The sequence below is a fragment of the Neorhizobium sp. S3-V5DH genome (genome assembly GCF_004343065.1).
GTDB classification, from domain to species: domain Bacteria; phylum Pseudomonadota; class Alphaproteobacteria; order Rhizobiales; family Rhizobiaceae; genus Neorhizobium; species Neorhizobium huautlense.
Genome location: NZ_SMCL01000004.1, coordinates 211,540 through 237,856 on the forward strand (window position 1 = coordinate 211,540; position 26,317 = coordinate 237,856).

The window sequence follows — 26,317 nt, forward strand, 5'->3', positions numbered from 1 at the left end:
ATGACTGCCTCACTCTGTTTTGTTTGGCGGTGTTTGTTTTCTTCCCGCCTTGAGACAGACACTATCCAATACGCATAAAATTCGACTTAAAACATAGACCTAACAAAAGCTTAACGCCATCGTTCGAATTCCCGCCGCCCTTTGCAGCACTTTGGCGCCGCCTCCATCGCCTGTTATTTTTCAATGGTTTAGCGTGATTTTTTCCGTCAAAACCGGCCGCCAAAGCTTTAATTTCAGGGTTACTCAATCCTTACCCGCTCGGCTTTGCGGCGCGCTTCGATCCATAAAGAGAGGCGGAAAACGACATAAAGCGCAGCAATCAGCCCATGCATCAGGGGCACGAGCCGGTTGTGTCCGAAGATGTCCGGCCAGACCATATACATCAGGACTTGCGAACCAGCGGCGAGCGCCCAGAGCACCGGTCCCCAGGAGACCGTCAGCCAGAGACCGAGCGAGGCGACCGGGAAAAGCACGGCAAGCGAAGAGGCTGCCACCTTCCAGGGAAGGGTCAGCAGATCGAAGCGGGCCGCGCCATGCAGCGAATAGCCGACGAGCATGGCCCAGTATTGCAGCCCGAACCAGAAGCAGGCGACCGCAATCATCCGCAGGAAGACCACATAAAGGATTTCAGTGAGCGTACGCTTCGGCGCCATCGGTGAATCAGGTTCCATACGCTCCACCTTATCGGGGTGTCACCTCCCCTGCCAGTATCTGTGTCGCGGACTGCACGAACGTTCAAGAGCACATTCGAACCGGCTGTTAGATATCGCTACCCACTGAAGGAGCCGACATGAGCAACAACAACCTTTCCCGGACGTCGATCAACCTGGCCGAAAAGCTCGGACGAATTAAAGACTTCTGGCAGCCCCGCGTCGTTGCCGAAATGAACGATTACCAATTCAAGCTGGTGCGCATCTCAGGCGACTTCATCTGGCACGACCACCCGGAGACCGACGAAACGTTCATCGTTCTGGAAGGCGTTCTGCGCATCGACTTCCGCGACGGCTCCGTCACGATCGGTGCGGGAGAGATGTTCGTCGTTCCCAAGGGCGTGGAGCACAAGCCGTTTGCGGAAAACGAGGTGCAGATGATGCTGATCGAACCACGCGGCACCCTGAATACCGGCCATGAGGGCGGCGACCGGACTGCTCAGAACGATCTCTGGATCTGATCACGGCGCTGCGGCGATCCCGCCCATTCATAAACACGGAACCTCGTGTTATGGAGCGGCCCAACCGCACAATTACGGAGATCAGCCATGGACAAGACGCATCTCGTCGACGAGATCACCGGCCACCGCCGCATGCGGCGCAACCGCAAGGCCGACTGGACGCGCAGGCTGGTTCAGGAAAACCGGCTGACGGTCGACGATCTGATCTGGCCGATCTTCATCGTCCCCGGCAGCGGCATTGTCGATCCGATCGCCGCCATGCCGGGCGTCAGCCGCATGAGCATCGACAAGGCGGTCGAAGCGGTGAAAGAGGCCGCCGATCTCGGCATTCCCGCGATTGCCACCTTCCCGGATATCGAGATGGAGTTGCGCGACGAAACCGGCTCCAACAGCCTCGTCGCCAACAACCTGATCAACCAGACGACTGCGGCCATCAAAAAAGCCGTTCCGAATATCGGCGTCATCACGGACGTTGCGCTGGACCCCTTCACCAGCCATGGCCACGACGGCATCCTGCGCGACGGCGTCATCGTCAACGACGAGACGGTCGACCAGATCGTCAGGGCGGCGGTTATGCAGGCGGATGCCGGTGCCGACATCATTGCGCCGTCGGAAATGATGGACGGCCGCATTGGCGCAATCCGCCGCGGGCTCGATGCCGCCGGCCACCAGAATGTCGGCATCATGTCCTATGCGACAAAATTCTCCTCCGGTTTCTACGGACCCTATCGCGAGGCGATCAACACGAGCGGTCTCCTGAAGGGCGACAAGAACAGCTACTACATCTCGCCTGCCAACGGCACCGAGGCGGTTCGCGACGCAGCCCTTGACGTGGAGGAAGGCGCCGACATGCTGATGGTGAAGCCGGGCATCGCCTATCTCGACATCTGCTGGCGCATCAAGGAAGCCTTCGGGCTTCCCGTCTTCGCCTACCAGGTTTCCGGCGAATACACGCAGATCAAGGCAGCCGCGATGAACGGTTGGATCGACGGCGACCGTATCATGATGGAGACGCTGCTATGCTTCAAACGCGCCGGCTGCGACGGCATCCTCACCTATTTCGCCATGGACGTCGCAAAGAAACTGGCGAAGGGGTGAGCCTTGTGGCGGCCGATCGGGCCCCCCATATTCATCCTGACCAACAGGAGCCCGACACCGATGAGCCTCGACCCAAATCCGACCTATGCCGCACCGGATGACTGGCGCGCCTATAGCGGCGTGCTCTCCCGCCGGGTCTTCGCCTTCATCATCGATTACCTCATCGTGCTGCTGCTCTGCATCCCGGCCGCGGTTGTCGTTTTCTTCCTCGGCATCATCACGCTCGGCCTCGGCTTCATGCTCTACCCGGCCCTCTTCGTGATCGTGGCGCTGCTCTATTTCGGCCTGACGCTCGGCGGGCCCAGCCAGGCCTCGCCCGGCATGCGTGCGATGGGCCTTGCCATGACGCGCCTCGACGGACGACGGATCGACTTCCTGACGGCGGTTGCTCACACCGTAATCTTCTGGATCATCAATTCGGTGCTGACGCCGCTGATTCTCCTGGCGGGCCTCTTCATCGAACGCTCACGCCTCGTTCACGACCTGCTGCTCGGCACCGTCGTCATCCGAACGGCTTAAACATCGGTCAATGGCGAAAGGTTTATCAACCGGGTTATGCTGCCGGAGGCGGCATATGGTTGACGTTTTACTTTTATGCGCCATGCTATGACATTTACGTCAATAAAGACGGGACAACCGCGACTCGATGAACACCCAGGCGACGCCCTCACCGCAGTTTTATCTGACGGCTCCGGCAGTTTGTCCGTATCTACCGGGTGAAATGGAGCGCAAGGTCTTCACCCACCTGGTAGGCCCGCGGGCGGCGGAGATGAACGATCTTCTGACGCAAGGCGGCTTCCGACGATCGCAGAACATCGCCTACCGTCCCGCCTGCGAATCCTGCCGCGCCTGCATTTCCGTCCGCATCCTCGCCAATGATTTCGAGCCGAACCGCTCGATGCGGCGGGTGCTTGCCACGAACAACGACCTCGTCTCGACCGTCTATCCGGCTCAGCCCTCCACGGAACAGTTTTCGCTCTTCCGCCGCTATCTGGACGACCGGCATCAGCGGGGCGGCATGTCCGACATGTCCGCGCTCGACTATGCGATCATGGTCGAAGACACGCATGTGAACACGCGCATTATCGAATACCGCAAACGCGAGCCTGGCTCCGGCATCAGCGAGCAGCCGAAGGGCGAGTTGATGGCGGTGGCGCTCACCGACATAATGAGCGACGGGCTGTCGATGGTCTATTCGTTCTTCAATCCCGAGCACGAAAAACGCTCGCTCGGAACCTTCATGATCCTCGACCACATCGAGCGCACGCGGTCGCTCGGGCTTCCCCATGTCTATCTCGGATACTGGGTCAAAGGCTCAGCGAAAATGGGCTACAAGACCCGCTTCCAGCCACAGGAGCATCTCACCCCAAGGGGCTGGGAGATTTTCGATTCCTCGACCGAAACCTGAATTCGGTCAGTTGGGAGACCAGCGGAACATTGGCTGTCCGCGAGCTTGCGGCATGTTATAACGCCGTTGCAACGAGCAGGAGTCCGAGCCATGAACGTGACTATCCGCAGAATAGGAAATTCCGAGGGTATCATCATTCCCAAGGAGGTTCTGGATCGTATGGGACTGAAGGCCGGAGACAGCCTGGAAGTTCGGGAAAACGGCGCCAACATCGAACTCGTTTCAGAGCATGCTGATCTATCTGAGCAATTGAAGGCCGCTAGGCTTGGCATGCAGAAATATCGCGTCGCCTTGAAAGAACTTGCCAAGTGAAAGCTGTCAAATGGCTTTCGCGGCAGGCCATTGAAACAATCCATCAGGAACAACTGGGCGGAGCACGGCGGCCTGCCCGAACTCAAGGACGAGAACGCCCTGGAAGCGGCACTTGCCCGGCCTCTTCACAAACACGCTTATGGAGAAGACGACCTCTTCTCCTAGGGGCGTCGTATCTTTACGGTTTCGCCCGCAACCATCCATTCTCCGACGACAACAAGAGAACCGCTTATCTGGCCGCCTTTACCTTCTTGCTCATCAACGGTTACCTCATCGAAGCAAGTCAGGCCGATGTTATCGAGTTCGTCCTCGCCGTGGCAGCCGGCGAGATCTACGAGGAAGGTGCGACGCGTTTTCTGCGCGATCACACCGTTCCCTATCCCTGACTACCCCGCGAATTTGCCGCTTCTCGGAAAGCCCTTCGGCACGGCGCGGCCGGCGGTGGCGCGATCGCCCATCCATTCCAGGAGCTCTTCCTTGTTGCGGGTAAACGAGCGGCCGGCGCTGTCTTCCCAGGAAAGACCTTCCGCCATTGCAAAACACTTGATGTCGGAAATGCCGCCGTCCTTGTAGCGCTGCAGTCGCACGCCCTTGCCGCGGGTCATCTCCGGCAGCTGGGCAAGCGGGAAGACCAGCATCTTGCGGTTTTCGCCGACGACAGCGACGTGGTCTCCGGAAACCGGCACGGCCAGCTTCGCCTCGTCCGGCATGGCGACGTTCATGATCTGCTTGCCCTTGCGGGTATTGGCGATCATCTCGCTTTCCGCCACCACGAAGCCGTTGCCGGCGGTCGAAGCCAGGATCAGCTTGCGCGATGGATCATGCACGAAGGCGGTCAGGATGTCCTGGTCATTCTCCATGTCGACCATGATGCGGACCGGTTCGCCATGGCCGCGTCCGCCGGGCAGCTTGTCGGCGCCGAGCGTATAGGCCTTTCCGCCTGTCGTGACGAGCAGAAGCTTGTCAGTCGTCTGCGCCGGGAAGGCGAGCTTCGGCCCGTCTCCTTCCTTGAAGGTCAGACTCGACGTATCCGACATATGCCCCTTCAATGCGCGGATCCAACCCTTCTGGGAGACGACGACGGTGACCGGCTCTTTCTCGATCATCGCCTGCTGGATCGCGTCGACATCGGCTTCCGGCGCCTCAGCGAACTGGGTGCGGCGGCGGCCGAGCTCGGTCGCCTTGGCATATTTCTTCTTCACCTCCTGGATTTCCCAGGCCACGGTCTGCCACTGCTTGTCGTCTGAGGCGAGCAGCGCCTCGATGTCTGCCTTCTCCTTGGAGAGGTTGTCGTGTTCGGTCCGGATCTCGAACTCTTCGAGCTTGCGCAAGGCGCGCAGCCGCATATTGAGGATCGCCTCGACCTGCACGTCGCTGAGCGACCAGCGGGCCATCATCACCGGCTTCGGATCGTCCTCCTCCCGGATAATGCGGATCACTTCATCAATATTGAGATAGGCGACCAGCAGGCCGCCGAGAATTTCCAGGCGCCGATCGATGGCCGCCAGCCGGAAGCGGGAACGGCGGACCAGCACGTCCTTGCGATGGGCCAGCCATTCGGTCAGCACTTCGTTGAGCGCCATGACCTTCGGCACTCGGCCCATGGAAAGCACGTTCATGTTGAGCGGGAAACGATTCTCCAGCTCGGTCAGCCTGAAGAGCGATTCCATAAGCAACGTCGCGTCGACCGTCCGGCTCTTCGGCACCAGCACGATCCGGACGTCTTCCGCCGATTCATCGCGAACGTCCTCAAGCAGCGGCAGCTTGCGGGCGATCAGCAGCTCGGCGATCTTTTCGATCAGCCGCGACTTCTGCACCTGGAACGGAATTTCGGTGACGATGATCTGGTATCCGCCGCGGCCGAGATCCTCCGTCTCCCATTTGGCGCGCACGCGGAAGCCACCGCGACCGGTCTTGTAGGCCTCGATGATCGATTCACGACTGTCGATGATGATGCCGCCGGTCGGCAGATCGGGGCCGGGCACGAACTCGACCAGCTTTTCGACCGTTGCGTCGGGATGCTTGATCAGATGCAAAGCCGCATCGCAGAGCTCATGAGCGTTGTGCGGCGGGATCGATGTCGCCATACCGACGGCGATCCCCGACGTGCCGTTCGCCAGAAGATTGGGAAAAGCACCCGGCAGGACAACCGGTTCGTCATCTTCCTCGTTGTAGGTCGGCCGGAAATCGACAGCGTCCTGCTCGATACCCTCGAGCAGCAAAGCCGCCACATCGGTCATTCGGGCTTCGGTATACCGGTAGGCGGCGGCGTTATCGCCGTCGATGTTGCCGAAATTGCCCTGCCCGTCGACCAGCGGATAACGCTGGGAGAAATCCTGGGCAAGGCGCACGAGCGCGTCATAGACCGACTGGTCGCCGTGCGGGTGGAACTTACCGATGACGTCGCCGACGATACGCGCGCATTTCTTGAAAGCGGAGTTCGGTCGGATGCCCATCTCGCTCATGGCGTGGATGATGCGCCGATGCACCGGCTTCAACCCGTCGCGCACGTCCGGCAGGGCACGATGCATGATGGTGGAAAGCGCATAGGCGAGATAACGCTCTTCGAGCGCTGCCTTGAGGTCCACCGGAAGAATGTGGTCGCCGCCGTCACCGGGCGGATTTACTATTTGTCCCATTCCCCTTGACTAGCGGAAAGCCTGATTCACGGCAAGAATCACCGACAAAGCGCCTGTGGAGAACAGCCGTCGGAAGCAGCTTTATCTTTTGTTTACCCTCCCGGGGAAGCCGCAATTTTGCCCAGAGGAATGTGGAACAAAGCAATGGACCTTTTAATGCCGTCGCCTATAACTGCCGCCCTCAACTTCGACATCCGCAAATTGCGGGCGCCCTGCCCCAGGAGGAATATTATGAAATACTACAACAAAGCCCGGCTTCTTCTCGCTGGTGCAGCCTTCGTGTCTTTCTCCGGGCAGGCCCTCGCCCTGGATGGCAACGATGTTGTGGCCAAGATCAACAACGCCCTCTCTGTCCAAGGCGGTACGGGCCTTTCCGCCGAAAAGGTCGTGACAACCGGTTCAGACGTCACGCTGACCAATGCCAAATTCACGGTGGCCGCCGCCAAGGAAAGCGCTTTTCCGCTAGGCACCATCGTCCTAAAGGGGGTGGAGGAAGACAACGGCAGCTATCTCGTGGAGACGGTGACTTTCGACGATGTCGACATCGCGCAGGACGGTCTCGGCTTCAAGGCGTCTGGCCTGTCGATCAGCGGCCTTTCAGTTCCGGCGGATCCGACCGGTAACACGATCGACGCCGTGCTGCTCTACAATGAGGCTCATGTCGGTGCGACGACGGCGACGTTCGATGGAAAGCAAGCCTTTTCGGTCGGTGAAATGGTCATGACTTCCGAGGTTGCGGACGACGACTCCGCGGTCAATTTTGACCTTAAGGTCAAGGACATCAAGGGTGACCTGAGCCTGGTCGAGGACGCCAAGGCGAAGGACGCGCTCCAGCAGCTCGGCATAAAGGCGCTCGATGGCAGCATCAGCATGGTGGGCAGCTGGGAACTTGAACCGGGCACTCTTGAACTCGAGGAGTATGCGTTCGACTTCGCCAATATCGGCCGCCTGAATCTTGCCATGAGCTTCTCCGGCTATACGCTGGATTTCATCAAATCCTTGAACGAAACGACAAAGGCCATGGAAGCGAACGCCAACAAGGAAGAAGCCCAGCAGGCGGCCGGCCTTGCCATGCTCGGTCTCATGCAGCGGCTGACTTTCAACAGCATGGAAGTCCGTTTCGAAGACGCGGGTATTACCAAGCGCGCGCTCGACTATGCGGGCAAGCAACAGGGCACGACGGGCGAGCAGATGGCGCAGATGCTCAAGGGCATGACGCCGCTCATGCTCGCGCAATACAACGTCCCGGAACTGCAGAACATGCTGAGCGCTGCCGTCAATACCTATCTCGACAAGCCCGGCAGCTTCACCGTCACCGCCGAGCCGGCGGAGGGCGTGCCTTTCCCGATGATCATGGGCGCCGCCATGGGTGCGCCGAACACCTTGCCGCAAGTGCTTGGCGTCAAGGTCACGGCGAACGACTGATATTCGCAAACAGCAAAAAACCCGGCGACCGCTCGCCGGGTTTTCCGTTAAAGGATGTCTCTGATCTGAAACTCATTCCAGAACCTGGATCACGGTCCGGGTCTGCGGGTTCACGATAACGCGGCGGTCGTTGACGACCGTGTAGGCATAGTCGGAATGACCTTCGACGGTGTGAACCTCGACGGTTTCCGGCAAGGGTGTGCCGACGGCAATCGTGCCTTCATAGGCCACCGAAGGAACGCTCTGCTCCATGACATAGGTGCGGACTTCGCCCGGCAGGACGACCGTGGAGTTGGTTGTCACCGGATCCTGGGTGATAACGGTCGTCTGGGCGTAGGCAGCACCGGAAAGGCCAATCAAAGCCGCGGATGCAGCCAGCAAAATCTTGCGCATGTTCTTTTCTCCCTGTTCTCTTGCTGCCCTAACAACACAAGCACCGTGAGATGGTTCCGCAATCTTCCCATCACGTCAGATGAATACCCGTCTGATGCCTTGACCCGGAATGAGGTGCAGGCGAAAACCGCTGAGGCGGCGCTGCGGGATATCCGTGACCGTCGATTTGACGAAAGGCCCCTAACTGATGCTGTCGTGGCTTGCTGCGGAAACCCGGACGATCGAGACGCTCAACACGCCCCAAAAGCGGCTGGAGCCGGCGCGAGCCTCCTATTACAACGGCCAGCCCGGCAATCAATTGCAGCGGCTTCTGACTGCCCGGCGTGATTTCCTGTCGATCTGGCGGCAGAACGACTATTCCGAACGCAACTCCGAGATCAAGCTTCTCGGGCGCCAGGTCATGGTGGTGAACTCTCCGGAAGCGATCAAATACGTGGTCGCGACACGTCATGACAATTTCGAGCGCAAATCGCCACAGATGCGCCGCGCGCTGGAATATCTCCTGGGCGACGGCCTGTTCATCTCGGATGGCGAGACCTGGAAGCAGCGACGCCCGCTCGTCTCGGACATCGTCCACAAACATCGCGTTCCTGCCTTCGGCGCGATCATGACCGATACTTCGCTCGAACTTGTCGAGCGCTGGAACGCCCTTGGCGACGGCGCCACGGTCAACGTCCTCTACGAAATGGCCGGGCTGACCGCCGAAATCATTTCCCGCAGCGTGTTCGGGAACGATCTGGGCCAGGAAAGCGCCGACATGGTGACCGAAGGCTTCACCAGCTACCAGGCACTGATCGATTCCATCAATATCGGCTATTTCCTCGGTTTCGACGAAGGCCTGCCGCAGCTTCGCACACCGTCGCTCCGCCGCTCGGTCAAGCGCATCCACCGCATCATCGACCGCGTGATCGAGGATCATCTGGCCGGCAAGGGCGACGACAATTCCATGGTGGAATTGCTGATCCGCCGGCAGAAGCGCAATCCGGAACTCAACCTCGATGTCGTCGCACTGCGCAACGAAGCGGCGACCATCTTCATGGCCGGTCACGAGACGACGGCTGCGACCCTGACCTGGGCCTGGTATCTCCTGTCCAAGGCTCCCTGGGTGGAAGAGGCGGTGCATGCGGAGATCGGCGAGGTCTGCGGCGGCAATGTGCCAACGGTCGAGGACGTGCCGAAGCTGAAATGGTGCACGGCGGTCATCGAAGAAACGCTGCGGCTCTATCCGCCGGTTCCGATCCTCGCGCGGCAGGCCAAACAGGCCGATCGCGTCGGCGATATCGACGTGAAGCCGGCTGCACTGGTCATGATCGTGCCGTGGCTTCTGCACCGGACACCCTCGCTTTTTGAAGATCCACACCTCTTCAAGCCGGAGCGCTTTATCGAAAGACGCCCGGTGCCCTATAGCTACATTCCATTTGCCAGCGGCCCACGCATATGCCCGGGCCTCCAGTTCGGCCTGACGGAGGCGATCCTCTGCCTCGCGGTCCTGGCGCAGAGGTTCCGCCTGCGGGTGCCGGAAGACCACCAGGTGGAGCCGGTCTGCCGGCTGACGCTGCGGCCGCGCGGGGGGCTGCCCGTAACCCTGCATCGGCGGTAGGGCGAACTGATGCCGGACCGGAACAATCCCGAACCGTCACTGAGAAAACGCAAGGCGTGGCGGTTTGCGGTGGAGCAGGCGCCACCCATCTCCGATCTTTTCTCAACCGCAGACCAGCGAAGGAAATTCCGCCGCTACTGGATCGACGACAACCTCGGCAATGCGGTTGATCTGTTCGTGCATTTCGGGCTCAAGCTGCTGACGATGGATGCATGCTCCAATTTCGGCCGCTGGCTCGGGCCCTTCGCGATCCCGAGGTTTCACCAGGTCGCCGTCAGACGAGGCCGCGCGACCCTTGCGCGCCTGCTACCCGACAAAAGCGAAGCCGAACGGGAAACCATCCTGCGCCTAAACCAGGAAGCCCAGGGCAGGATCATGACGGAGTTTTCGGTGATCAACCGGCTTCTTCGTCATCCGGACCGGATCAAGCTTCACGATTTCCACCGCCTAGTCGATTCCGTCCGTGCCGGCCCGACGATCATTGTTGGGATGCATCTGGGCAATTGGGAGATCGGGCCAACGATTCTTCACAACGAGGGGATCCGCCCCTATGCCAACTACATCCCCCCGAAAGGCCGGGCAAAGGCGTGGATTTCGGAGCGCGTGAGGCGCAAGGGCGGTCTGAACTTCCTGCCGCCCGGCGTTCAGGGCATAAGGCCGGCGGTCAAGGTGCTGAAAGAAGGCGGCGTCATCTCGATGTTCTGCGACGAGGGCGTTTCGGGAAAGATCCGCGGGCCATTCTTCGGCCGCAAGCCGCATCTGGAAGGCAATCTGGCCGTTGCAATCCGCCTGGCAAGGTTGTCCGGCGCCAGGATCTGCCCCTGGTACAATATCCGGACCGAAGGGTTCCGCTTCGAGGCGCATTTCCTGCCGCCCATCACATTGCCCGCGGAAGAGAAACCCGGCTCACGCCTGCTGGACGACGTGAAGCTGCTCAACGACGCGATCGAACCTGTCATCCGCGCGCATCTCGATCAGTGGTATTTCCTCGACAACGCCTTAACTGATGCGTGAGCCTTAATTCCCGTCGTCAGCAAAAGGGTTTCCGTCATGAATCTTTCCTTTTCCGAGAGACGCTGCGCCGCCATCGATGAAGCGATCGATACAGCGCTGACTTCGAAACGGCTGGTTGGAACCGTCGTTCTCATCGCAAAGGACGGCGAGACCGTCTATCGCCGGGCAGCAGGTTTTGCCGACCGCGAGGCCGGTATTCCGGTCAAGGAGAATACGATCTTCCGGCTTGCCTCCATCACCAAGCCGATCGTGACGATCGCGGCCATGCGGCTTGTGGAACAGGGCAGCATCGGTCTCGACGACCCGGTGACGAAGTGGCTGCCGGATTTTCGCCCGCGCCTCGAAGACGGCCGCGAACCGGTCATCCTGATACGCCATCTGCTGACCCACACATCCGGCCTCAGCTATTGTTTCGCAGCGGAGAACGGCCCTTATGTGCGCGCCGGAGTATCCGACGGCGTCGATCAGCCGGGCCTGTCGCTTGCCGAAAACCTGCGCCGCATCGCGAGCGCGCCCCTGCTCTTCGAACCCGGCACCGGCTGGCAATATTCCGTCTCGATGGACGTCCTCGGCGGCGTCATCGAGAAGGAAACCGGCAAACGGCTTGGCGACGTGGTCGCGGAACTCGTCATGCGGCCGCTTGCCCTCTCCGATACGGCATTCACCGTCGTCGATAGAGGCCGGCTGGCTGCCGCCTATGTCGACGGAACGCCTGAACCGAAGCGCATGGGCGATACGGAAAAGCTATGGGCACTGGACGGGTTCGTGACCTTTGCGCCCGACCGCATCTTCAACCTCGGCTCCTACCATTCCGGCGGCGGCGGCATGGCAGGCACCGCCGCCGACGTGCTCACCATATTGGAGACGATCCGCAAGGGCGGTTCGCCGCTGCTTTCCGAAGCGACGGTCCGCCAGATGACGACCAATCAGGTCGGTGCCCTGCTCGAACCGACGCGGCCGGGTTTCGGTTTCGGCTTCGGATGGGCGGTCATCCTTGACCCCCAAGCCGCAGGCCTGCCGGTCTCACCCGGCAGCCTGCAATGGGGCGGCGTCTACGGCCACCACTGGTTCATCGATCCCGTCAGGAATGTCACCGCCGTCGGGCTCACCAATACGACACTCGAAGGCATGTGGGGCCAGTTCACGCTCGACCTGAAAAAGGCCGTCAGCGCGTCTTTCTAGGGGATGCAGGGCGGCCCCAATCAAAAAGCCGGCATCGCTGCCGACTTTTCTTCAATTTAACGCCTAAGGCGCTCAGTCCTTCTTTGCCTGGGGCATGACGCGAAGCGAAAGTTCCATGAGCTGCTTCGGGGTCGCCGGCGACGGCGCGTTCATCAGCAGGTCCTGAGCCTGCTGGTTCATCGGGAACAGCGTGATTTCGCGCAGGTTCTTGGCGCCGAGCAGCAGCATGACGATACGGTCGATGCCGAAAGCGCAGCCGCCATGCGGAGGGGCGCCGTACTGGAAGGCCCGGTACATGCCGCCGAAACGCTCCTCGACATCCGCCTGGCTGAGGCCTACCAGTTCGAAAGCCTTGACCATGGCTTCTGGCGACTGGTTACGGATCGAGCCCGAGGCGATCTCAAAGCCGTTGCAGACGGCGTCGTACTGATAGGCCTTGAGCGTCAGCGGATCCTTCGTCTGCAGCGCCTCGAGACCGCCCTGCGGCATCGAGAACGGGTTATGCGCGAAGTCGATCTTCTTGTCCTCGTCGCTCCATTCGTAGAATGGGAAGTCGATGATCCAGCACAGCTCGAACCGGTCGCGATCCACCAGATTCAGATCTTCGCCGGCCTTCGTGCGCGCTTCACCTGCGAACTTGTAGAACTTCGCCGGTTCGCCGGCGACGAAGAAGCAGGCATCGCCCGCATCAAGGCCAAGCTGGGTGCGGATCGCGTCGGTGCGTTCTTCCCCGATGTTCTTGGCAAGCGGGCCGGAACCACCAACCTTGCCGTCCTCTTCCTTCCAGAAGATGTAGCCGAGGCCCGGCTGGCCGAGCGACTGCGCCCAGGCGTTCATGCGGTCGCAGAATGCGCGGCTGCCGCCGGTCTTGGCCGGGATCGCCCAGACTTCGACCTTCGGATTGGAAGCGATCATGCCGGCGAAGACCTTGAAGCCGGAGCCGGCGAAATGTTCGGTGACGGCTTGCATCTCGATCGGGTTTCGCAGGTCCGGCTTATCGGACCCGTATTTGCGGATCGCGACGTCATAGGGAATGCGCGGCCATTCCTTGGTAACCGGCTTTCCTTCGGCGAACTGCTCGAACACCGCGGTCATGATCGGCGCCATGGTATCCCAGACATCCTCCTGGGTGACGAAGCTCATTTCCAGGTCGAGCTGGTAGAACTCGCCCGGCAGGCGGTCGGCGCGCGGGTCTTCGTCGCGGAAGCAGGGTGCGATCTGGAAGTAGCGATCGAAACCGGCGACCATCAGCAGCTGCTTGTATTGCTGCGGCGCCTGCGGCAGTGCGAAGAAGGTGCCGGGATGGATGCGGCTGGGCACAAGGAAGTCGCGTGCGCCTTCCGGCGACGACGCCGTCAGGATCGGTGTCGTATATTCGCCGAAGCCCGCCGAATTCATCCGGGTGCGGATGTCGGAAATGATCTGGGTACGCTTGACGATGTTCTTGTGGAGCGTGTCGCGGCGCAGGTCGAGGAAGCGGTATTTCAGACGCACGTCTTCAGGATAATCCGGCTCACCGAAGACCGGCAGCGGCAGTTCCTTGGCGGCTGCAAGAACCTCGATCTCCTGCGCGTAAAGCTCGATCTCGCCGGTCGCCATGCCCTTGTTGACGGTGTCGTCCGAGCGCGCTTTGACGAGGCCGTCGATGCGGATCACCCATTCGCCGCGCACGGTTTCGGCGACCTTGAAGGCCGGGCTGTCCGGATCGGCAACCACCTGGGTCATGCCGTAGTGGTCGCGCAGATCGATAAACAGCACGCCGCCGTGATCTCGCACGCGATGCACCCAACCGGACAGGCGGACGGTGGAACCGACATCGGACTTCCGAAGGGCGGCACAGGTGTGGCTGCGGTAACGGTGCATTTCAAATATCCTGGACTGGTGCGTTTTGCGGCAATCGGCGTGCGAAGCACGGCCAGCCGGCTTTAAGGAAAATCGGCGGGAAAAGCGCATGGCCAGCCCTATTTGTCAAGGCTTGGCAGCGGAGACTGCCTTCAGCGGCGCGGCGGCGGCGCCGTCCACAACCAGATTATCGGCCATGAAATCCACAAAGGCGCGAATTTTTGGCGATAGGAAGCGACCAGTCGGCCAAAGCACACGGAAAGTTCCTGTCTGGACGATGTGGTCATCCAGCAGGGTGACGAGGCGCCCGTCATCGAGCTGCGGTCCGATGACGAAGGGAGGGAGGCAAGCTATGCCAAAACCTTGCTCGGCAAGATGGATGATCGGCTCAAGTGTGCTGGCGGTGACTGCGACCGGCAGGACCAAGCGCGAATTTCCGTCTTCAACGGCGAGCGGCCAAGGTTCGAGCTTGCCGGTACTCGGGTAACGATGGTGCAGACATCGGTGGTCCAGAAGGTCCAGCGGCACTTTTGGCCGTCCCCATGCCTGGATATAACCGGGCGAGGCGACAATCCGATGGCGGAATGAGCCGAGCTTGCGATTCATCAAACGCGTGTCCCGTACTTCCCCGGTACGGATGACCGCGTCGAACCCCTCTTCGATCACGTCGACCAGTCGATCGGTGAAGTCCAGATCCATGGTGATTTCGGGATAGGCGCGCATGAAGGCCGAGATGGTCGGCATCAGGAGCATGCCAACCAGCGGCAGGCTGACGCGCAGTAGACCCCGGGGGGCTGCACGCAGCCGCGACAGCTCCGATTGGGCCACATCCAGTTCGGATAGGATACGCCGGCACGTATCCAGAAAATAACTGCCCTCCTCCGTCAGTGTCATGCTTCGCGTGGAGCGGTGGAAGAGGCGCACGCCCATCTCCTGCTCCAGCCTCGCCACCGCCTTGCCCACAGCGGAACTCGATATCCCGAGCCGCCTGGCGGCAGCGACGAAACTGCCACCCTCTGCCGCCTGAACGAAGATGTCGAGCGTTCCCAATCTATCCATTATCACTCCGATTGCGGAATTTGCATCCGCACTGTTGCGAATAGCGGAATATTTATCTTTCATCATCACGTGGATATCCAGTGGACGCGGCAAAAAGACCGCTTCCCGACTTAAAGGACTTCACTGATGGATACGCTTCTTACCGCCGGCTTCTGCGCAACGCCGGAACCGACCACTTTCATCGTCAATGTCATCCACGCTCATCCAGGCAAGCAGGAAGAAGCCTTCCGCATCATTCAGGATGTCGTTCATTACGTCGCGGAACGGAAGGAAGGATTTCTCTGGAGCAACCTCGCCAAAAGCACGGACGGCAAGACCGTGGTGAATATCGAGGCCATCCGCGATGCCGGCAACGTCGACGATTTCTTCTCCGATCCTGTCTTCCGCGAAAAGTTCCGCAAGCTCGACGAAGTCTCCACGTTTGAGTTCCACACCTATGGCGTCGACGACCTCATCCTGCCCAAGCTTGGCCAACAGGGTTAGCTCCACTTGGGCAGAAGCCCCGTCCGCGGGGCTTCTGCATCCAACCACAGACTCCCGCACGAGAGGCCGGACAAGGTCGTTTTATGAGCTGTATTGAACATCGTTGACGCGATAGAAACGCATTGTCATTTCCGACAGCGATTCTCTTCCCGGCACCCATGAGCCACATCCGTCCGCTGATCCCCCTTCTCGTCACCGCAGGCATCCTGATCGGTGGCAATGGGCTGCAAGGCACGTACATCGCGCTGCGCGGCTCCGCCGAGGGCTTTTCCCCCTCCATCATCGGCATGATCGGCGCGGGCTACAGCGTCGGTTTTGCGGTCGGCTGCATCTATGTGACCCGCCTCTTGCGCGCCATCGGCCATATCCGGACCTTCGCCGCCATGGCGGCGATCGCCGCATCCGCGTCGCTCAGCGTCTCGATGATCATCGACCCGGCATTCTGGTTCGTGATGCGCTTCGTGATCGGCATTGCCGTCGCGAGTCTCTTCGCGACGGTGGAAAGCTGGATCAACGCCAAGGTCACGAACGCCAACCGGGCTCGAACCCTCTCGGTCTACCGTCTCGTCGACCTGAGTTCGGTCACGATCGCTCAATACATTATCCCGGCAGCCGGCATAGACGGCTCGGTGGTCTTCAACATCATCGCAATTGCGCTGACGCTCTCGCTGGTGCCGATTTCGCTTGCAGATAAATCAGGGCCAGCGCCGCCTGAGGCTGTCGCCTTCGACCTGAAGGCGGTCTGGCGCATTTCCCCTCTCGCCGTCGTCGGCGTCGTCTCGGTCGGCCTGTCGATGGCGGCTTTCCGCAACATCGGTCCGATCTATGCGGAAGCGATCGGCATGAGCATCACCTCGATCGCCACGTTCATGAGCGCCGGCATCATCGGCGGCGTCGTGCTGCAATATCCGCTCGGCATCTATTCCGACAAGCTCGACCGCCGGCGCGTCATTCTCTGGACGACCTTCGGCTCGATCGTCACCGGCGCCTATCTCTCCTTCGGCGCCGGTGCGAGCGAGACGGCCAATATCATCGCCGTATTCCTGTTCGGCGCCTTCTCCATGCCGCTCTATTCGCTCTGTTCCGCTCATGGCAACGACTATGCCAAGCCTGGCGAACATGCGCTGGTTTCGGCAGGCCTGCTCTTCTACTGGTCGGCCGGAGCCACCGTCGGCCCTCTTCTGGCCTCCATTCTTCTCGAATATTACGGGCCGCAGGCTTTCTTCGCCTATACCTCCTTCATCTTCCTCGGCTTCATGATCTTCACACTGAGGCGGATGCGGGCGCGGCCCTCCGTGCCGCCGTCGCAGCGGACCTGGCGCTTCCGGCCGCTCTTGAGGACGTCGGCCTATTTCAACAAACTGGCCGGGCCGCCAGATAAAGATGAGCGAGAGTAACGCTCAAGCCTTCTGCTGTATTGACATATGCAGCGGGAAGGAGAAGGAAAGCTGAGCACCCTCATGTGAATGAAACGATGATCCAAACGACCGCCGCACTCGAAGAAGCCTGTATCAAGCTGGCCCAATCGGACTTCATCACCATCGATACCGAGTTCCTCAGGGAGACGACCTTCTGGCCGGAACTCTGCCTGATCCAGATGGCAAGCCCCACGCTCGAAGTGCTGGTCGATCCGCTCGCCAAGGGGCTTGACCTCAAGCCGTTCTTCGAGCTGATGGCGAACCCGGCCGTTACGAAGGTCTTCCACGCCGCAAGGCAGGATATCGAAATCGTCTACCATCTCGGAAACCTGGTGCCGCATCCGATCTTCGACACCCAGGTCGCGGCCATGGTCTGCGGCTTCGGCGACTCGGTCTCCTATGATCAGCTCGTCAGCCGGATCAAGAGTGTGCATATCGACAAGTCCTCGCGCTTCACCGACTGGAGCCGTCGGCCGCTGTCGGAAAAGCAGCTCGAATACGCTCTCGCGGATGTCACCCATCTGCGCGACGTCTATCTGTTCCTGAAGGAAGAGCTGGAACGAGAAGGGCGGGCTTTGTGGCTGTCGGAAGAGATGGCGATCCTCGAGTCGCCCGCGACCTATGACCTGCATCCAGACGATGCATGGTTGCGCCTGAAGTCCCGTCTGAGAAAGCCTGCGGAGCTTGCAGTCCTCAAATTCGTCGCGGCCTGGCGGGAGCGCGAGGCGCGCAGCCGGAATGTGCCGCGCTCGCGCGTCTTGAAGGATGATGCGATCTACGAGATCGCCCAGCAGCAGCCAAAGGACACGGAAGCCATGTCACGCCTCAGGACGATTCCCAAGGGTTGGGAGCGTTCGGCCTCGGGCGCTGCAATCATTGAAGCGGTGAATGCCGCGCTCGCCCTGCCGAAGACCGAGATGCCGCATGCGCCGAGGCATGTGCATGTACCGGAAGGCACGGCTGCGGCAGTGGAACTCCTCAAGGTTCTGCTGAAGCTGATCTCGGACCGCGAAGGCGTGGCTGCCAAGATCATCGCCAATACCGACGATCTCGAGAAGATCGCATCCGAGGGCGAAAAGGCGGAGGTGGCGGCGCTCCACGGCTGGCGGCGCGAACTCTTCGGCGAAACCGCCCTAAAGCTGATCGATGGCGGCGTAGGGCTGCGTTTTGTCAACAAGAAGGTCGAGGCCGTCGAGTTCTAGCGCCATGCATCAGTCCCTCACCGCAGAAACCGCCCAGCAATTTGCGACGATTGCGCTCGGGCATGTGCGGCGGGAGTATCCGAACAAGCCTGCCAATGCCTTTGCCGGCCCAGAAGATGCCAGGACGCCCAGCCAGCTGCATCCGATCTTTTACGGTAGCCTCGACTGGCATTCCTGTGTCCACGGCTACTGGATGTTGGCCTATATCCTGCGCAAGTTTCCCGAAATTCCGGCCGCCGAAAGCATTCGCTCCTTGTTTGACGAGATGCTGGTGCCGGAAAATGTTGCCAGGGAATGCGCCTATATGGCGGCGCCGCTCGCCCGCGGATTCGAGCGCCCTTATGGCTGGGGCTGGCTGCTCAAGCTTTCCGCCGAATTGTATCTGCTCGATGAGCGCCGCTGGTTCGATAACCTGAAACCGCTCTCCGACGTGTTCGTCGGACGCTTTAGCGAATTCCTGCCGATCGCCACCTATCCGGTCCGGGTCGGCACGCATTTCAACACCGCCTTCGCCCTCAGGCTCGCAGCCGACTATGCCGAAGCGGTCGGCGACGCCGCCTTCGGAGATCTACTCCAGAAGACCGCAATGCGGTGGTACGGCGGAGACGAAGCCTGCCCGGCCTGGGGCGAGCCCTCCGGCGATGATTTCCTCTCATCCGCACTGATCGAGGCAGAATGCATGCGTCGGCTGATGCCGGAATATGCCTTTATCCGGTGGTTCGACGGCTTCCTGCCAGCGATCAAAGCCGAGCAGCCCGCAACGCTCTTTTCGCCGGCCTCCGTTTCGGATCGCTCGGATGGTAAGATCGCCCACCTGGACGGATTGAACCTTTCCCGCGCCTGGTGCTGGCGTTCGCTTGCGAAAGCGCTGCCGGGAGCCGATCCCCGGCGGTCCGTCATGGAAAGAACCGCCGCGGAACATCTCGGCCATGCTCTCCCCCATGTCGCCGGCGACTATATGGGCGAACATTGGCTGGCGAGCTTTGCCGTGCTGGCGCTGGAGGCCTAGTCCGTTGCTCAAGGGTGCATCTTCGCGCCCTTGGTGATCTTGTCGACGATCTTTTTCTCCGCTCTCAGCGCCAGACCCACCAGCTTCGCGTCGTCAGGCGCGAACTTTGCAAAAACCTCGCGGTTGGCAGCATCGTGGCCGGTCGCAAACATCTCCTCGATATAGGCAGAGGTCGTCACCTCGCGCTCCAGCGTGCGGCGGTGGACGGCCCGAAGCGTCTCCCGGTCCGCCGCCAGAACGACGATCGGCTGGATGCTCATCGGATTGTAGACATGGCCTGCCGCATCCCGATATGCTTCGCCGATGACCGCTGGATGCTGGGCGATGATGCCGCTCGTCAGGAATGCGGTCACGTTGAGCTCCTGCCAGGGAGCGAGGTCATCGCGAAGCACGATCGCGATCTTGGTATCGAACATGAAGAATAACTCCGTCGAAGGTTATGCGAGAGGCAACGAGATAACGGCGGCGCCTGCCGGCGGTCTTGAACGTTCGTGCGGAGCGCTGGAGAAGCCCGACGGTATTGTGCAGGCCCCCTCCTCCCTCGGCATCGAACGGATAGAAGCGCGCTTCCATGGGAACGGTTTTTCTCCCCACCGGCACGATACCTATGCGCTCGGTTTCACGGTTTCCGGGGTGCAAACCTTCCAGTATCGGGGCGCACTCCGCGCCAGCATGCCGGGCAATGTCATCGTGCTGCATCCGGACGAAGTGCATGACGGTGCCGCCGGCACGGAAGACGGCTTGCGCTACCGCATGCTCTATCTGCCGCCCGAGCGGCTGATCGAGGCGAACGGAGGCGCAAGCAGCCTGCCCTTCGTGCCCTCGCCTGTGGTCGAAGATCCGGATTTCCGCCAATGCCTCGCCGAGGCGCTCGACGATCTCGAGGCCGAGCCGCAGGAATTGCTGCTGGACGATATCGTCGTCCGTCTCGCCCAGAGCCTCTGGCGTCACGCCGATAGCCGTGGTGGCGCCTCGGGCGCGTCGACGGCGCGCGAGGCCATCCTCCGCTGCCGCGACTATCTGCAGGAGAATTGCGACCGCGCCGTCTCTTCGGAAGAACTGGAGGCCGTCAGCGGCCTCGACCGCTATACCACCGCGCGGCAGTTCCGCCGCCTTCTCGGCACCAGCCCGCACCGCTATCTCGTCATGCGCAAGCTTGACCGCGCCAAGCTCCGGCTGTCGGAAGGCGACAGTCTTGCGGATGCGGCGGCCGATGCCGGCTTTGCCGATCAGGCCCATTTCACCCGCCATTTCAAGAAGACGTTCGGCATGACGCCAGGCCGGTGGGTGGCGCTGCGGCAAAGCACATAACGAGCCTTTTAGCGTTTAAAAATCCCGTCACCAAAGCTTCATCGAAGCTTCAAAGTTCCATCACCTGCCCGTCATGCGCCCTCCTTAAGCGGTTGCCATCACGCCAACCCAAAGGGTGCTCCATGACCAGACTCCTTCTCGCTTCCGTCGCGCTCGCCACACTCTTCGGCGGTTCTGCCTCAGCCGAAGAAAAGGCCTATCCGGCCAAACTCGTCGGACAGGCGGTCCTGCCGGCCAACACGGTCGTGGCGGCACCTGCCGATGCCCCAGCCTTCCTGAAGACCTCCGGCAAGTTCACCACGCCCGACCGCAAGCGCACCGAAGCCCTCGGCACGTTGCCGGGCAAGGACGGCGCCCGTATCACCGACGTCAAACTGCCGCTCGACGGCCAGCCGATCCAGGGTTTTTCCGGGATCAAGACCATGGCCGACGGCACGTTCTGGACGCTCTCCGACAACGGCTTCGGCTCGAAAGCCAATTCCTCCGACGCCATGCTCTTCCTGCACCAGATGAAGTTCGACTGGACCGGCAACAAGACTGAAGTGCTCAAGAACGTCTTCCTCTCTGACCCGAACAAGATCGCGCCGTTCCCGATCGCCATGGAAGCGTCCGACACGCGTTATCTCACCGGCGCCGATTTCGATATCGAATCGATCCAGCCGGTGGCCGACGGTTTCTGGCTCGGCGATGAATTCGGCCCCTATGTGATCAAGGTCGATCTGCAGGGTCGCCTCACCGATGTCGTGCCGACGCTGCTCGACGGCAAGCCGGTTTCCTCGCCGGACAATCCCACCCTCACGACGCCAGCCAATCCCGCTGCCAAGATGGGCGCCTTCAACCTGAAGCGCTCCGGCGGCTATGAGGGGATGGCCATGTCGAAAGACGGCTCCAAGCTCTATGGCCTTCTGGAAGGCGCAATCTACAAGGAAGACGGGCAGGTAGAACAGGTGGACGGGCAGACGGCGCTGCGGGTCATCGAGTTCGATGTCGCCTCCAAGAAGTGGACGGGCCGTTCCTGGCTCTACCCTTTGTCCAAGGGCGGCGAAGCGATCGGCGACTTCAATATGATCGACGAGACGACCGCACTTGTCATCGAGCGCGACAACGGGTCCGGCGCCGCCGACCGCGCCTGCGCCGATCCGACCAAGCCGGAAGCCACCTGCTTCAACGCGCCGGCGAAGCACAAGCGCGTCTACAAGATCGAGATGAGCGATGCCAATGTCGGCCGGGCGGTCCGCAAGATCGGCTATATCGACCTGATGAAGATCCAGGATCCCGAGGAAAAGAAGAAGGCAGGCAATATCGAAGGTATCTACGACATGCCTTTCGTGACGATCGAGAACGTCGACATCGTCGACGCCACACATCTCGTCATCGGCAACGACAACAACCTGCCCTTCTCTGCCGGCCGCGCCGTCGACAAGGCCGACAACAACGAGTTCAGCCTCATCGAAGCCGGTGAATTCCTGGCCGCGAAATAAACGCCATTTCAACACAGCAGAAGGCGCTCGGTGAAGCCGGGCGCTCTTTTTTTCGGGGGCTCGGACATCCGAACATCCTTCTCAAAAGTTTGTACCCGTCTTGGCGCAACGGTGCTCCGCGCTACCTGTGCACACAAAATGGAGAGAGACGATGAAAATCCGTAAACTCACGATCGACAACGCGCCGTTGGAACGCTCCCCCGGACAGCAGGCAGACGTGTTTGTCGGCAATCTGGTCGACGAACGGCACGGGGGGCCGATCACCATCGGTTATGGACGCTATGCGCCTAACCAGAGCCTCACAGAGACGATGGCAGTGGATGATGTCATGATCATTCTGGAAGGACGCCTTTCGGTCTCTACTGACGCCGGTACGGTCACGGCGGGACCCGGCGAGATTGTGTACATGCCCAAAGGCGAAGCGGTGACCATCCGGTCGCACGAAGAAGGCGCAGTGACGGCCTATGTCACCTATCCGCATTGGCGGCCGGCACATGCGTAAGCCATGACGGCGCGCCTGCCCCAGCCTACTCGAACACAAATGCCAGCCGCTTGCCCGTCAGCCTTGCCAATTGCTGCAGCCGTCCATCCAACCGCTCGCCGGCAAAATTGCTGTAGGCGTGCGGCACGACGAATTCGAGGTCGAGGTTCGGGTTGGACGAGGGTCGGAAGGTCAGGTTGTGGACCAGACCCGGCATGGACGCGGAAAACAGGTATACGACCCTGAGCAGGCCGCCGAGCAGTTTGGCAAGGTCGAGAAGGCGCGGTGTTGCAATCGTGGCGAGGGGACCGGTCTCGCCGTCGTCGTGCAGGCCCTCGAAGCGATGGTAGTTGGCAAGCGCCAGATAGGCCCGGCCCGCATGGGTGATGCCCACAAAGGATGAATGGGCAATCAGGTTCAATGCCTGCAGGCCGCGATAGTCCGGATGAGCCCGCCAGCTGATATCGGCAAGCAGGCAGGCCGCTTGGCGATAGCGGCTTTCCTCTTCGGTCTCGGTAATTCCGAAAGCCGGCACCATCCGGCCGGTCCAGTCGGCAAGCTCGCGGGCGTGTTCGGGCGATCGGGCGCGCAGGATGGCGAGCTGATCGGCGGCAACCAGAAGCGGATCGCTCGCCTTCTCCTCGTCCGGCAACAAGGAATAGAGATAACCTTCGCGGACGCCCTGGGCCGAAAAGCTCACCCGCGCCGGCTTCATCACATTCAGCACTTCCTGCATGGCGATGGCGCCGAAGGGCAGAAGCGAGCGACGGCTTTTCGATACCGCCTGCCAGGCCGGATCCTTGGAATCCTTGGCCGCAACTACCTCGTCGAGGAACCTTTGCATCTCTTCGAGGGGCAATTCGTAGCCCTGCATCATATGCAGAGGATATTTGCTGATCTCCATGTGGAGCTTGGCGATGTTTCGCCATGTGCCGCCGACTGCATAGAAGGTGCGGCCTGCGCCCTCTTTCAGGAAGCGGGCGGTATTGACCTGCTTACGGGCAAACGCGCGGGCCTTGGAGAGCGAATTGCCGGAGGATTCGGACAACCGCAGCCCCCCGAGCGGCAGGGTGATGCCTCGGCCGAATTCCTGGCCCCTTATGTCGATCAGTTCCAACGAGCCGCCGCCGAGATCACCGGCGATCCCGTCGGGGTCGTGGAAGCCGCTGATGACCCCGAGCGCGGAGTAACGAGCCTCTTCCTCGCCCGAGAGGACCTGAACCGGCTGACGGAGAATCTCCTCCGCCTCGCGGATGAAATCGGGGCCGTTTGAAGCTTCACGCGCAGCGGCGGTGGCGAGCACATAGACCTGGCTTGCCTGCGCCTGTGCGGAAAGCGCCCGGAAGCGCTTCAATGCCGCCAGCGCCCGCGCCACGCCTTCGTCGTCCATGCGGCCGCTCGACCCTAGGCCTTTGCCCAGCCCGCAAAGCACCTTCTCGTTGAAGAGGATGGTCGGCGCGCGCGACATGCCTTCATAAATGACGACACGGACCGAGTTCGAACCGATGTCGATGACGGAGACAGGGGCAATGCCCGGAAGGCGCCCCTGGGCTTCTGATCTTACCATATTGCCTATTTCTTGCGTCCCGACATCACGCCGGCAATCAGTTTCGGAGCACTCGATTTCAGAGCTTCACCGCGCCCGGACAGGCTCGGATTGGTCATAAAATAGTGCTGCGCGTTAAAAGGTTCCTCGCCCTTGCGCACTTCCATGCGCCGCGACGTGCCGTCGGGCAATATCTCGTAGCTTTGCTGGTTGTCAATCAGGTTGCCCAGCATGATCTGCGAGAGGACCTGCTCATGCACCGTCGGATTCAGGAGCGGCACGAGCGTCTCGACACGCCGGTCGAGGTTGCGCGGCATCATGTCGGCGGAGCCGATATAGACGAGCGCCTTGTCGGACGGCAGGCCGTAACCGTTGCCGAAGCAGAAGATGCGGCTGTGCTCCAGGAAGCGGCCGACGATCGACTTGACGCGGATATTGTCGGAGAGCCCTGGCACCTGCGGACGCAGGCAGCAGATGCCGCGCACCACCAGATCCACTTCGACACCCGCGCGGCTTGCCCTGTAAAGGGCGTCGATGATTTCCGGATCGACCAGCGAATTCATCTTCATCCAGATCGCCGCCGGCTTTCCAGCCTGCGCGTGGCAGATCTCCTCCTCGATATGTTTCAGGATGCGTGGGCGAAGCGTATAGGGCGAAACCGCAAGCTTCATGCTTTCCGCCGGTTCGCCGTAGCCGGTGATGAAGTTGAAGATGTTCGCCATGTCATGGGCGATCTTCGGGTTGCAGGTGAAGAAGGAAAGGTCGGTGTAGATCTTTGCAGTCACCGGGTGATAGTTGCCGGTGCCGAGGTGGCAATAGGTTCTGAGCTTGCCGTCCTCGCGGCGCACCACCATCGACATCTTGGCATGGGTCTTCAATTCGATGAACCCGAAGACGACCTGAACGCCGGCGCGCTCCAGGTCGCGCGCCCAGCGAATATTGGCTTCTTCGTCGAAACGGGCCTTCAACTCCACCAGCGCCGTCACCGACTTGCCCATTTCGGCTGCGTCGATCAGCGCTCGGACGATCGGGCTGTCGTTGGAGGTTCGGTAGAGCGTCTGCTTGATCGCGAGGACATCAGGATCGCGCGCCGCCTGCAGAAGAAACTGCACAACCACGTCGAAGGACTCGTAAGGATGGTGGACCACCATGTCCTTTTCGCGAATGGCTGCGAGGCAGTCCCCGGCATGCTCACGGACGCGTTCCGGAAATCGGGCATTGTAGGGCTCGAACCTCAGGTCGTCGCGCGGCGCCTTGGCGATTTCCGAAAGCGTATTCAGCGCCAGCAGGCCCGGCAGAACGGCAACCCGGTTTTCCGGCACGCCCAATTCCTGAACCACAAACTGGCGCAGCGAAGCAGGCATTTCCGAATCCGTCTCAATGCGGATGACCTTGCCGCGGCGGCGGCGTTTCAGCGCCGTCTCGAAGAAGCGCACCAGGTCTTCGGCCTCTTCCTCCACTTCGATATCGCTGTCGCGAATGATGCGGAAGGTGCCGGCGCCCCTCACCTCATAGCCGGGAAACAGCCTGTCGGTGAACATGCCGACCACGTCTTCGAGCGTGATGTAGCGGATCGTGGCGCCGTCGTCGGGGAGACGGATGAAACGGTCGAGCGTCGTCGGCAGGCGCAAGAGCCCTGTCATCGGCTCCTTGCCGTGCATGCTGTGAAGCTGCAGGCCCATGGAAAAGCCGAGATTGGGAATGAAGGGAAACGGATGGGCCGGATCGATCGACAGCGGCGTCAGGATCGGGAAGAGTTCGGCATCGAAGGAATTGGCGAGCCAGGCGCGATCCTCCGGCGCAAGCGCCCCCGGCCGCACGATAAGAATGTCTTCCTTGGCGAGATATTGTTGCAGCACGGCAAGCGAGGCCTGCTGCTCCATCTGCAGGTTGTCGATCTCCTGCAGGATCGCATCGAGCTGTTCGGCGGGCGTCTTGCCGTCCGGGCTGCGGATGGCTATCCCCTGCCGCACCTGTCCTTCGAGGCCCGCAACGCGGACCATGAAGAATTCGTCGAGGTTGGTGGCCGAAATGGAGAGGAAGCGCACTCGCTCCAGAAGAGGGTGCGCCGTGTTCAGCGTTTCTTCGAGAACGCGCCGGTTGAACTGCAGCCAGGAGAATTCGCGGTTGATGAAACGATCCGGGCTCGACAGCAATTGATCGACGGCATCTGCCGCCGTCGGCTCGGGCTGCTGCTTTTCCGTCGTCATCGAATCCATCTGGTCACCTCCGCTAACCCCTTG

Annotated in this window: 25 protein-coding genes; 17 read left to right on the top strand and 8 right to left on the bottom strand. The window is 60.9% G+C overall.

Features of this window, described 5'->3' with window-relative positions:
• Positions 1-239: 239 nt before the first annotated feature.
• The gene (locus tag EDE09_RS08980) at positions 240-671 is read right to left on the bottom strand and encodes a DUF6163 family protein (RefSeq protein ID WP_105372025.1); all 432 of its coding nucleotides are present in this window, start codon (positions 669-671) and stop codon (positions 240-242) included.
• Between the two features lie 119 nt (positions 672-790).
• On the opposite strand from EDE09_RS08980, the gene EDE09_RS08985 reads away from it, so the two are divergent.
• The 6 genes from EDE09_RS08985 to EDE09_RS09010 all read left to right on the top strand — a co-directional run bounded on the left by EDE09_RS08985 (position 791) and on the right by EDE09_RS09010 (position 4,375).
• Positions 791-1,171 (top strand): cupin domain-containing protein, encoded by a 381-nt coding sequence (locus EDE09_RS08985; RefSeq protein WP_132409851.1) that lies wholly within the window; start codon positions 791-793, stop codon positions 1,169-1,171.
• An 87-nt stretch (positions 1,172-1,258) separates the two neighbouring features.
• Positions 1,259-2,269, top strand: coding sequence for a porphobilinogen synthase (gene hemB / locus EDE09_RS08990; protein WP_132409853.1), 1,011 nt, complete (start codon positions 1,259-1,261; stop codon positions 2,267-2,269).
• A gap of 60 nt (positions 2,270-2,329) precedes the next feature.
• Complete coding sequence (locus tag EDE09_RS08995) at positions 2,330-2,788, top strand: RDD family protein (protein ID WP_105372028.1); 459 nt, start codon at positions 2,330-2,332, stop codon at positions 2,786-2,788.
• A 127-nt stretch (positions 2,789-2,915) separates the two neighbouring features.
• Positions 2,916-3,677: an arginyltransferase gene (locus tag EDE09_RS09000; RefSeq protein ID WP_132409855.1), complete on the top strand. Its 762-nt coding sequence runs from the start codon at positions 2,916-2,918 to the stop codon at positions 3,675-3,677.
• Positions 3,678-3,767: 90 nt separating this feature from the next.
• Positions 3,768-3,989: an AbrB/MazE/SpoVT family DNA-binding domain-containing protein gene (locus EDE09_RS09005; protein ID WP_132409857.1), complete on the top strand. Its 222-nt coding sequence runs from the start codon at positions 3,768-3,770 to the stop codon at positions 3,987-3,989.
• Complete coding sequence (locus EDE09_RS09010; protein ID WP_245505099.1) at positions 3,986-4,375, top strand: type II toxin-antitoxin system death-on-curing family toxin; 390 nt, start codon at positions 3,986-3,988, stop codon at positions 4,373-4,375. Before EDE09_RS09005 ends, EDE09_RS09010 begins: the two co-directional genes overlap by 4 nt.
• Here EDE09_RS09010 and parC read toward each other — a convergent pair whose 3' ends face one another.
• Positions 4,376-6,628: a DNA topoisomerase IV subunit A gene (gene parC, locus EDE09_RS09015; protein WP_112801886.1), complete on the bottom strand. Its 2,253-nt coding sequence runs from the start codon at positions 6,626-6,628 to the stop codon at positions 4,376-4,378.
• Positions 6,629-6,859: 231 nt separating this feature from the next.
• Between parC and EDE09_RS09020 the strand changes: the two genes are divergently transcribed.
• Positions 6,860-8,053, top strand: a complete 1,194-nt coding sequence (locus tag EDE09_RS09020; protein WP_132409859.1) for a hypothetical protein — start codon at positions 6,860-6,862, stop codon at positions 8,051-8,053.
• A gap of 72 nt (positions 8,054-8,125) precedes the next feature.
• Here EDE09_RS09020 and EDE09_RS09025 read toward each other — a convergent pair whose 3' ends face one another.
• A complete protein-coding gene (locus EDE09_RS09025; protein ID WP_112801882.1) occupies positions 8,126-8,446 on the bottom strand; it encodes a DUF1236 domain-containing protein in 321 nt (106 codons plus the stop codon).
• A 187-nt stretch (positions 8,447-8,633) separates the two neighbouring features.
• Between EDE09_RS09025 and EDE09_RS09030 the strand changes: the two genes are divergently transcribed.
• Genes EDE09_RS09030 through EDE09_RS09040 form a run of 3 tightly spaced genes read left to right on the top strand, consistent with a single transcriptional unit; the run spans position 8,634 to position 12,242 of the window.
• On the top strand, positions 8,634-10,046 hold the full coding sequence (locus tag EDE09_RS09030) for a cytochrome P450 (protein ID WP_132409861.1): 1,413 nt from the start codon (positions 8,634-8,636) through the stop codon (positions 10,044-10,046).
• Positions 10,047-10,055: 9 nt separating this feature from the next.
• Complete coding sequence (locus EDE09_RS09035; protein WP_132409863.1) at positions 10,056-11,060, top strand: lipid A biosynthesis lauroyl acyltransferase; 1,005 nt, start codon at positions 10,056-10,058, stop codon at positions 11,058-11,060.
• A gap of 36 nt (positions 11,061-11,096) precedes the next feature.
• Positions 11,097-12,242 (top strand): serine hydrolase domain-containing protein, encoded by a 1,146-nt coding sequence (locus tag EDE09_RS09040; RefSeq protein WP_132409865.1) that lies wholly within the window; start codon positions 11,097-11,099, stop codon positions 12,240-12,242.
• 72 nt (positions 12,243-12,314) lie between these two features.
• Here the strand turns inward: EDE09_RS09040 and aspS are convergent, their stop codons facing one another.
• Positions 12,315-14,105, bottom strand: coding sequence for an aspartate--tRNA ligase (gene aspS, locus EDE09_RS09045; RefSeq protein ID WP_132409867.1), 1,791 nt, complete (start codon positions 14,103-14,105; stop codon positions 12,315-12,317).
• Between the two features lie 105 nt (positions 14,106-14,210).
• Positions 14,211-15,143, bottom strand: coding sequence for a LysR family transcriptional regulator (locus EDE09_RS09050; protein WP_132409869.1), 933 nt, complete (start codon positions 15,141-15,143; stop codon positions 14,211-14,213).
• Positions 15,144-15,269: 126 nt separating this feature from the next.
• Between EDE09_RS09050 and EDE09_RS09055 the strand changes: the two genes are divergently transcribed.
• From EDE09_RS09055 to EDE09_RS09070, 4 genes are all read left to right on the top strand, one after another.
• On the top strand, positions 15,270-15,626 hold the full coding sequence (locus tag EDE09_RS09055; protein ID WP_105372039.1) for an antibiotic biosynthesis monooxygenase: 357 nt from the start codon (positions 15,270-15,272) through the stop codon (positions 15,624-15,626).
• A 158-nt stretch (positions 15,627-15,784) separates the two neighbouring features.
• On the top strand, positions 15,785-17,023 hold the full coding sequence (locus tag EDE09_RS09060) for an MFS transporter (protein ID WP_132410105.1): 1,239 nt from the start codon (positions 15,785-15,787) through the stop codon (positions 17,021-17,023).
• 77 nt (positions 17,024-17,100) lie between these two features.
• Complete coding sequence (gene rnd, locus EDE09_RS09065; RefSeq protein ID WP_105372076.1) at positions 17,101-18,246, top strand: ribonuclease D; 1,146 nt, start codon at positions 17,101-17,103, stop codon at positions 18,244-18,246.
• Positions 18,247-18,250: 4 nt separating this feature from the next.
• Positions 18,251-19,255, top strand: coding sequence for a DUF2891 domain-containing protein (locus EDE09_RS09070; protein WP_132409871.1), 1,005 nt, complete (start codon positions 18,251-18,253; stop codon positions 19,253-19,255).
• A gap of 8 nt (positions 19,256-19,263) precedes the next feature.
• Here the strand turns inward: EDE09_RS09070 and EDE09_RS09075 are convergent, their stop codons facing one another.
• Positions 19,264-19,671, bottom strand: coding sequence for a DUF2000 family protein (locus EDE09_RS09075; RefSeq protein WP_132409873.1), 408 nt, complete (start codon positions 19,669-19,671; stop codon positions 19,264-19,266).
• A gap of 106 nt (positions 19,672-19,777) precedes the next feature.
• On the opposite strand from EDE09_RS09075, the gene EDE09_RS09080 reads away from it, so the two are divergent.
• The 3 genes from EDE09_RS09080 to EDE09_RS09090 all read left to right on the top strand — a co-directional run bounded on the left by EDE09_RS09080 (position 19,778) and on the right by EDE09_RS09090 (position 22,549).
• The gene (locus EDE09_RS09080) at positions 19,778-20,566 is read left to right on the top strand and encodes an AraC family transcriptional regulator (RefSeq protein WP_165924148.1); all 789 of its coding nucleotides are present in this window, start codon (positions 19,778-19,780) and stop codon (positions 20,564-20,566) included.
• A gap of 122 nt (positions 20,567-20,688) precedes the next feature.
• Entirely contained in the window at positions 20,689-22,047 is a 1,359-nt protein-coding gene (locus EDE09_RS09085) for an esterase-like activity of phytase family protein (RefSeq protein ID WP_132409877.1), read from the top strand.
• A gap of 151 nt (positions 22,048-22,198) precedes the next feature.
• Complete coding sequence (locus tag EDE09_RS09090; RefSeq protein ID WP_132409879.1) at positions 22,199-22,549, top strand: AraC family ligand binding domain-containing protein; 351 nt, start codon at positions 22,199-22,201, stop codon at positions 22,547-22,549.
• 25 nt (positions 22,550-22,574) lie between these two features.
• Here the strand turns inward: EDE09_RS09090 and ppx are convergent, their stop codons facing one another.
• Complete coding sequence (gene ppx / locus EDE09_RS09095) at positions 22,575-24,095, bottom strand: exopolyphosphatase (protein ID WP_132409881.1); 1,521 nt, start codon at positions 24,093-24,095, stop codon at positions 22,575-22,577.
• Between the two features lie 5 nt (positions 24,096-24,100).
• Complete coding sequence (locus EDE09_RS09100; RefSeq protein WP_245422837.1) at positions 24,101-26,284, bottom strand: RNA degradosome polyphosphate kinase; 2,184 nt, start codon at positions 26,282-26,284, stop codon at positions 24,101-24,103.
• Positions 26,285-26,317 lie beyond the last annotated feature (33 nt).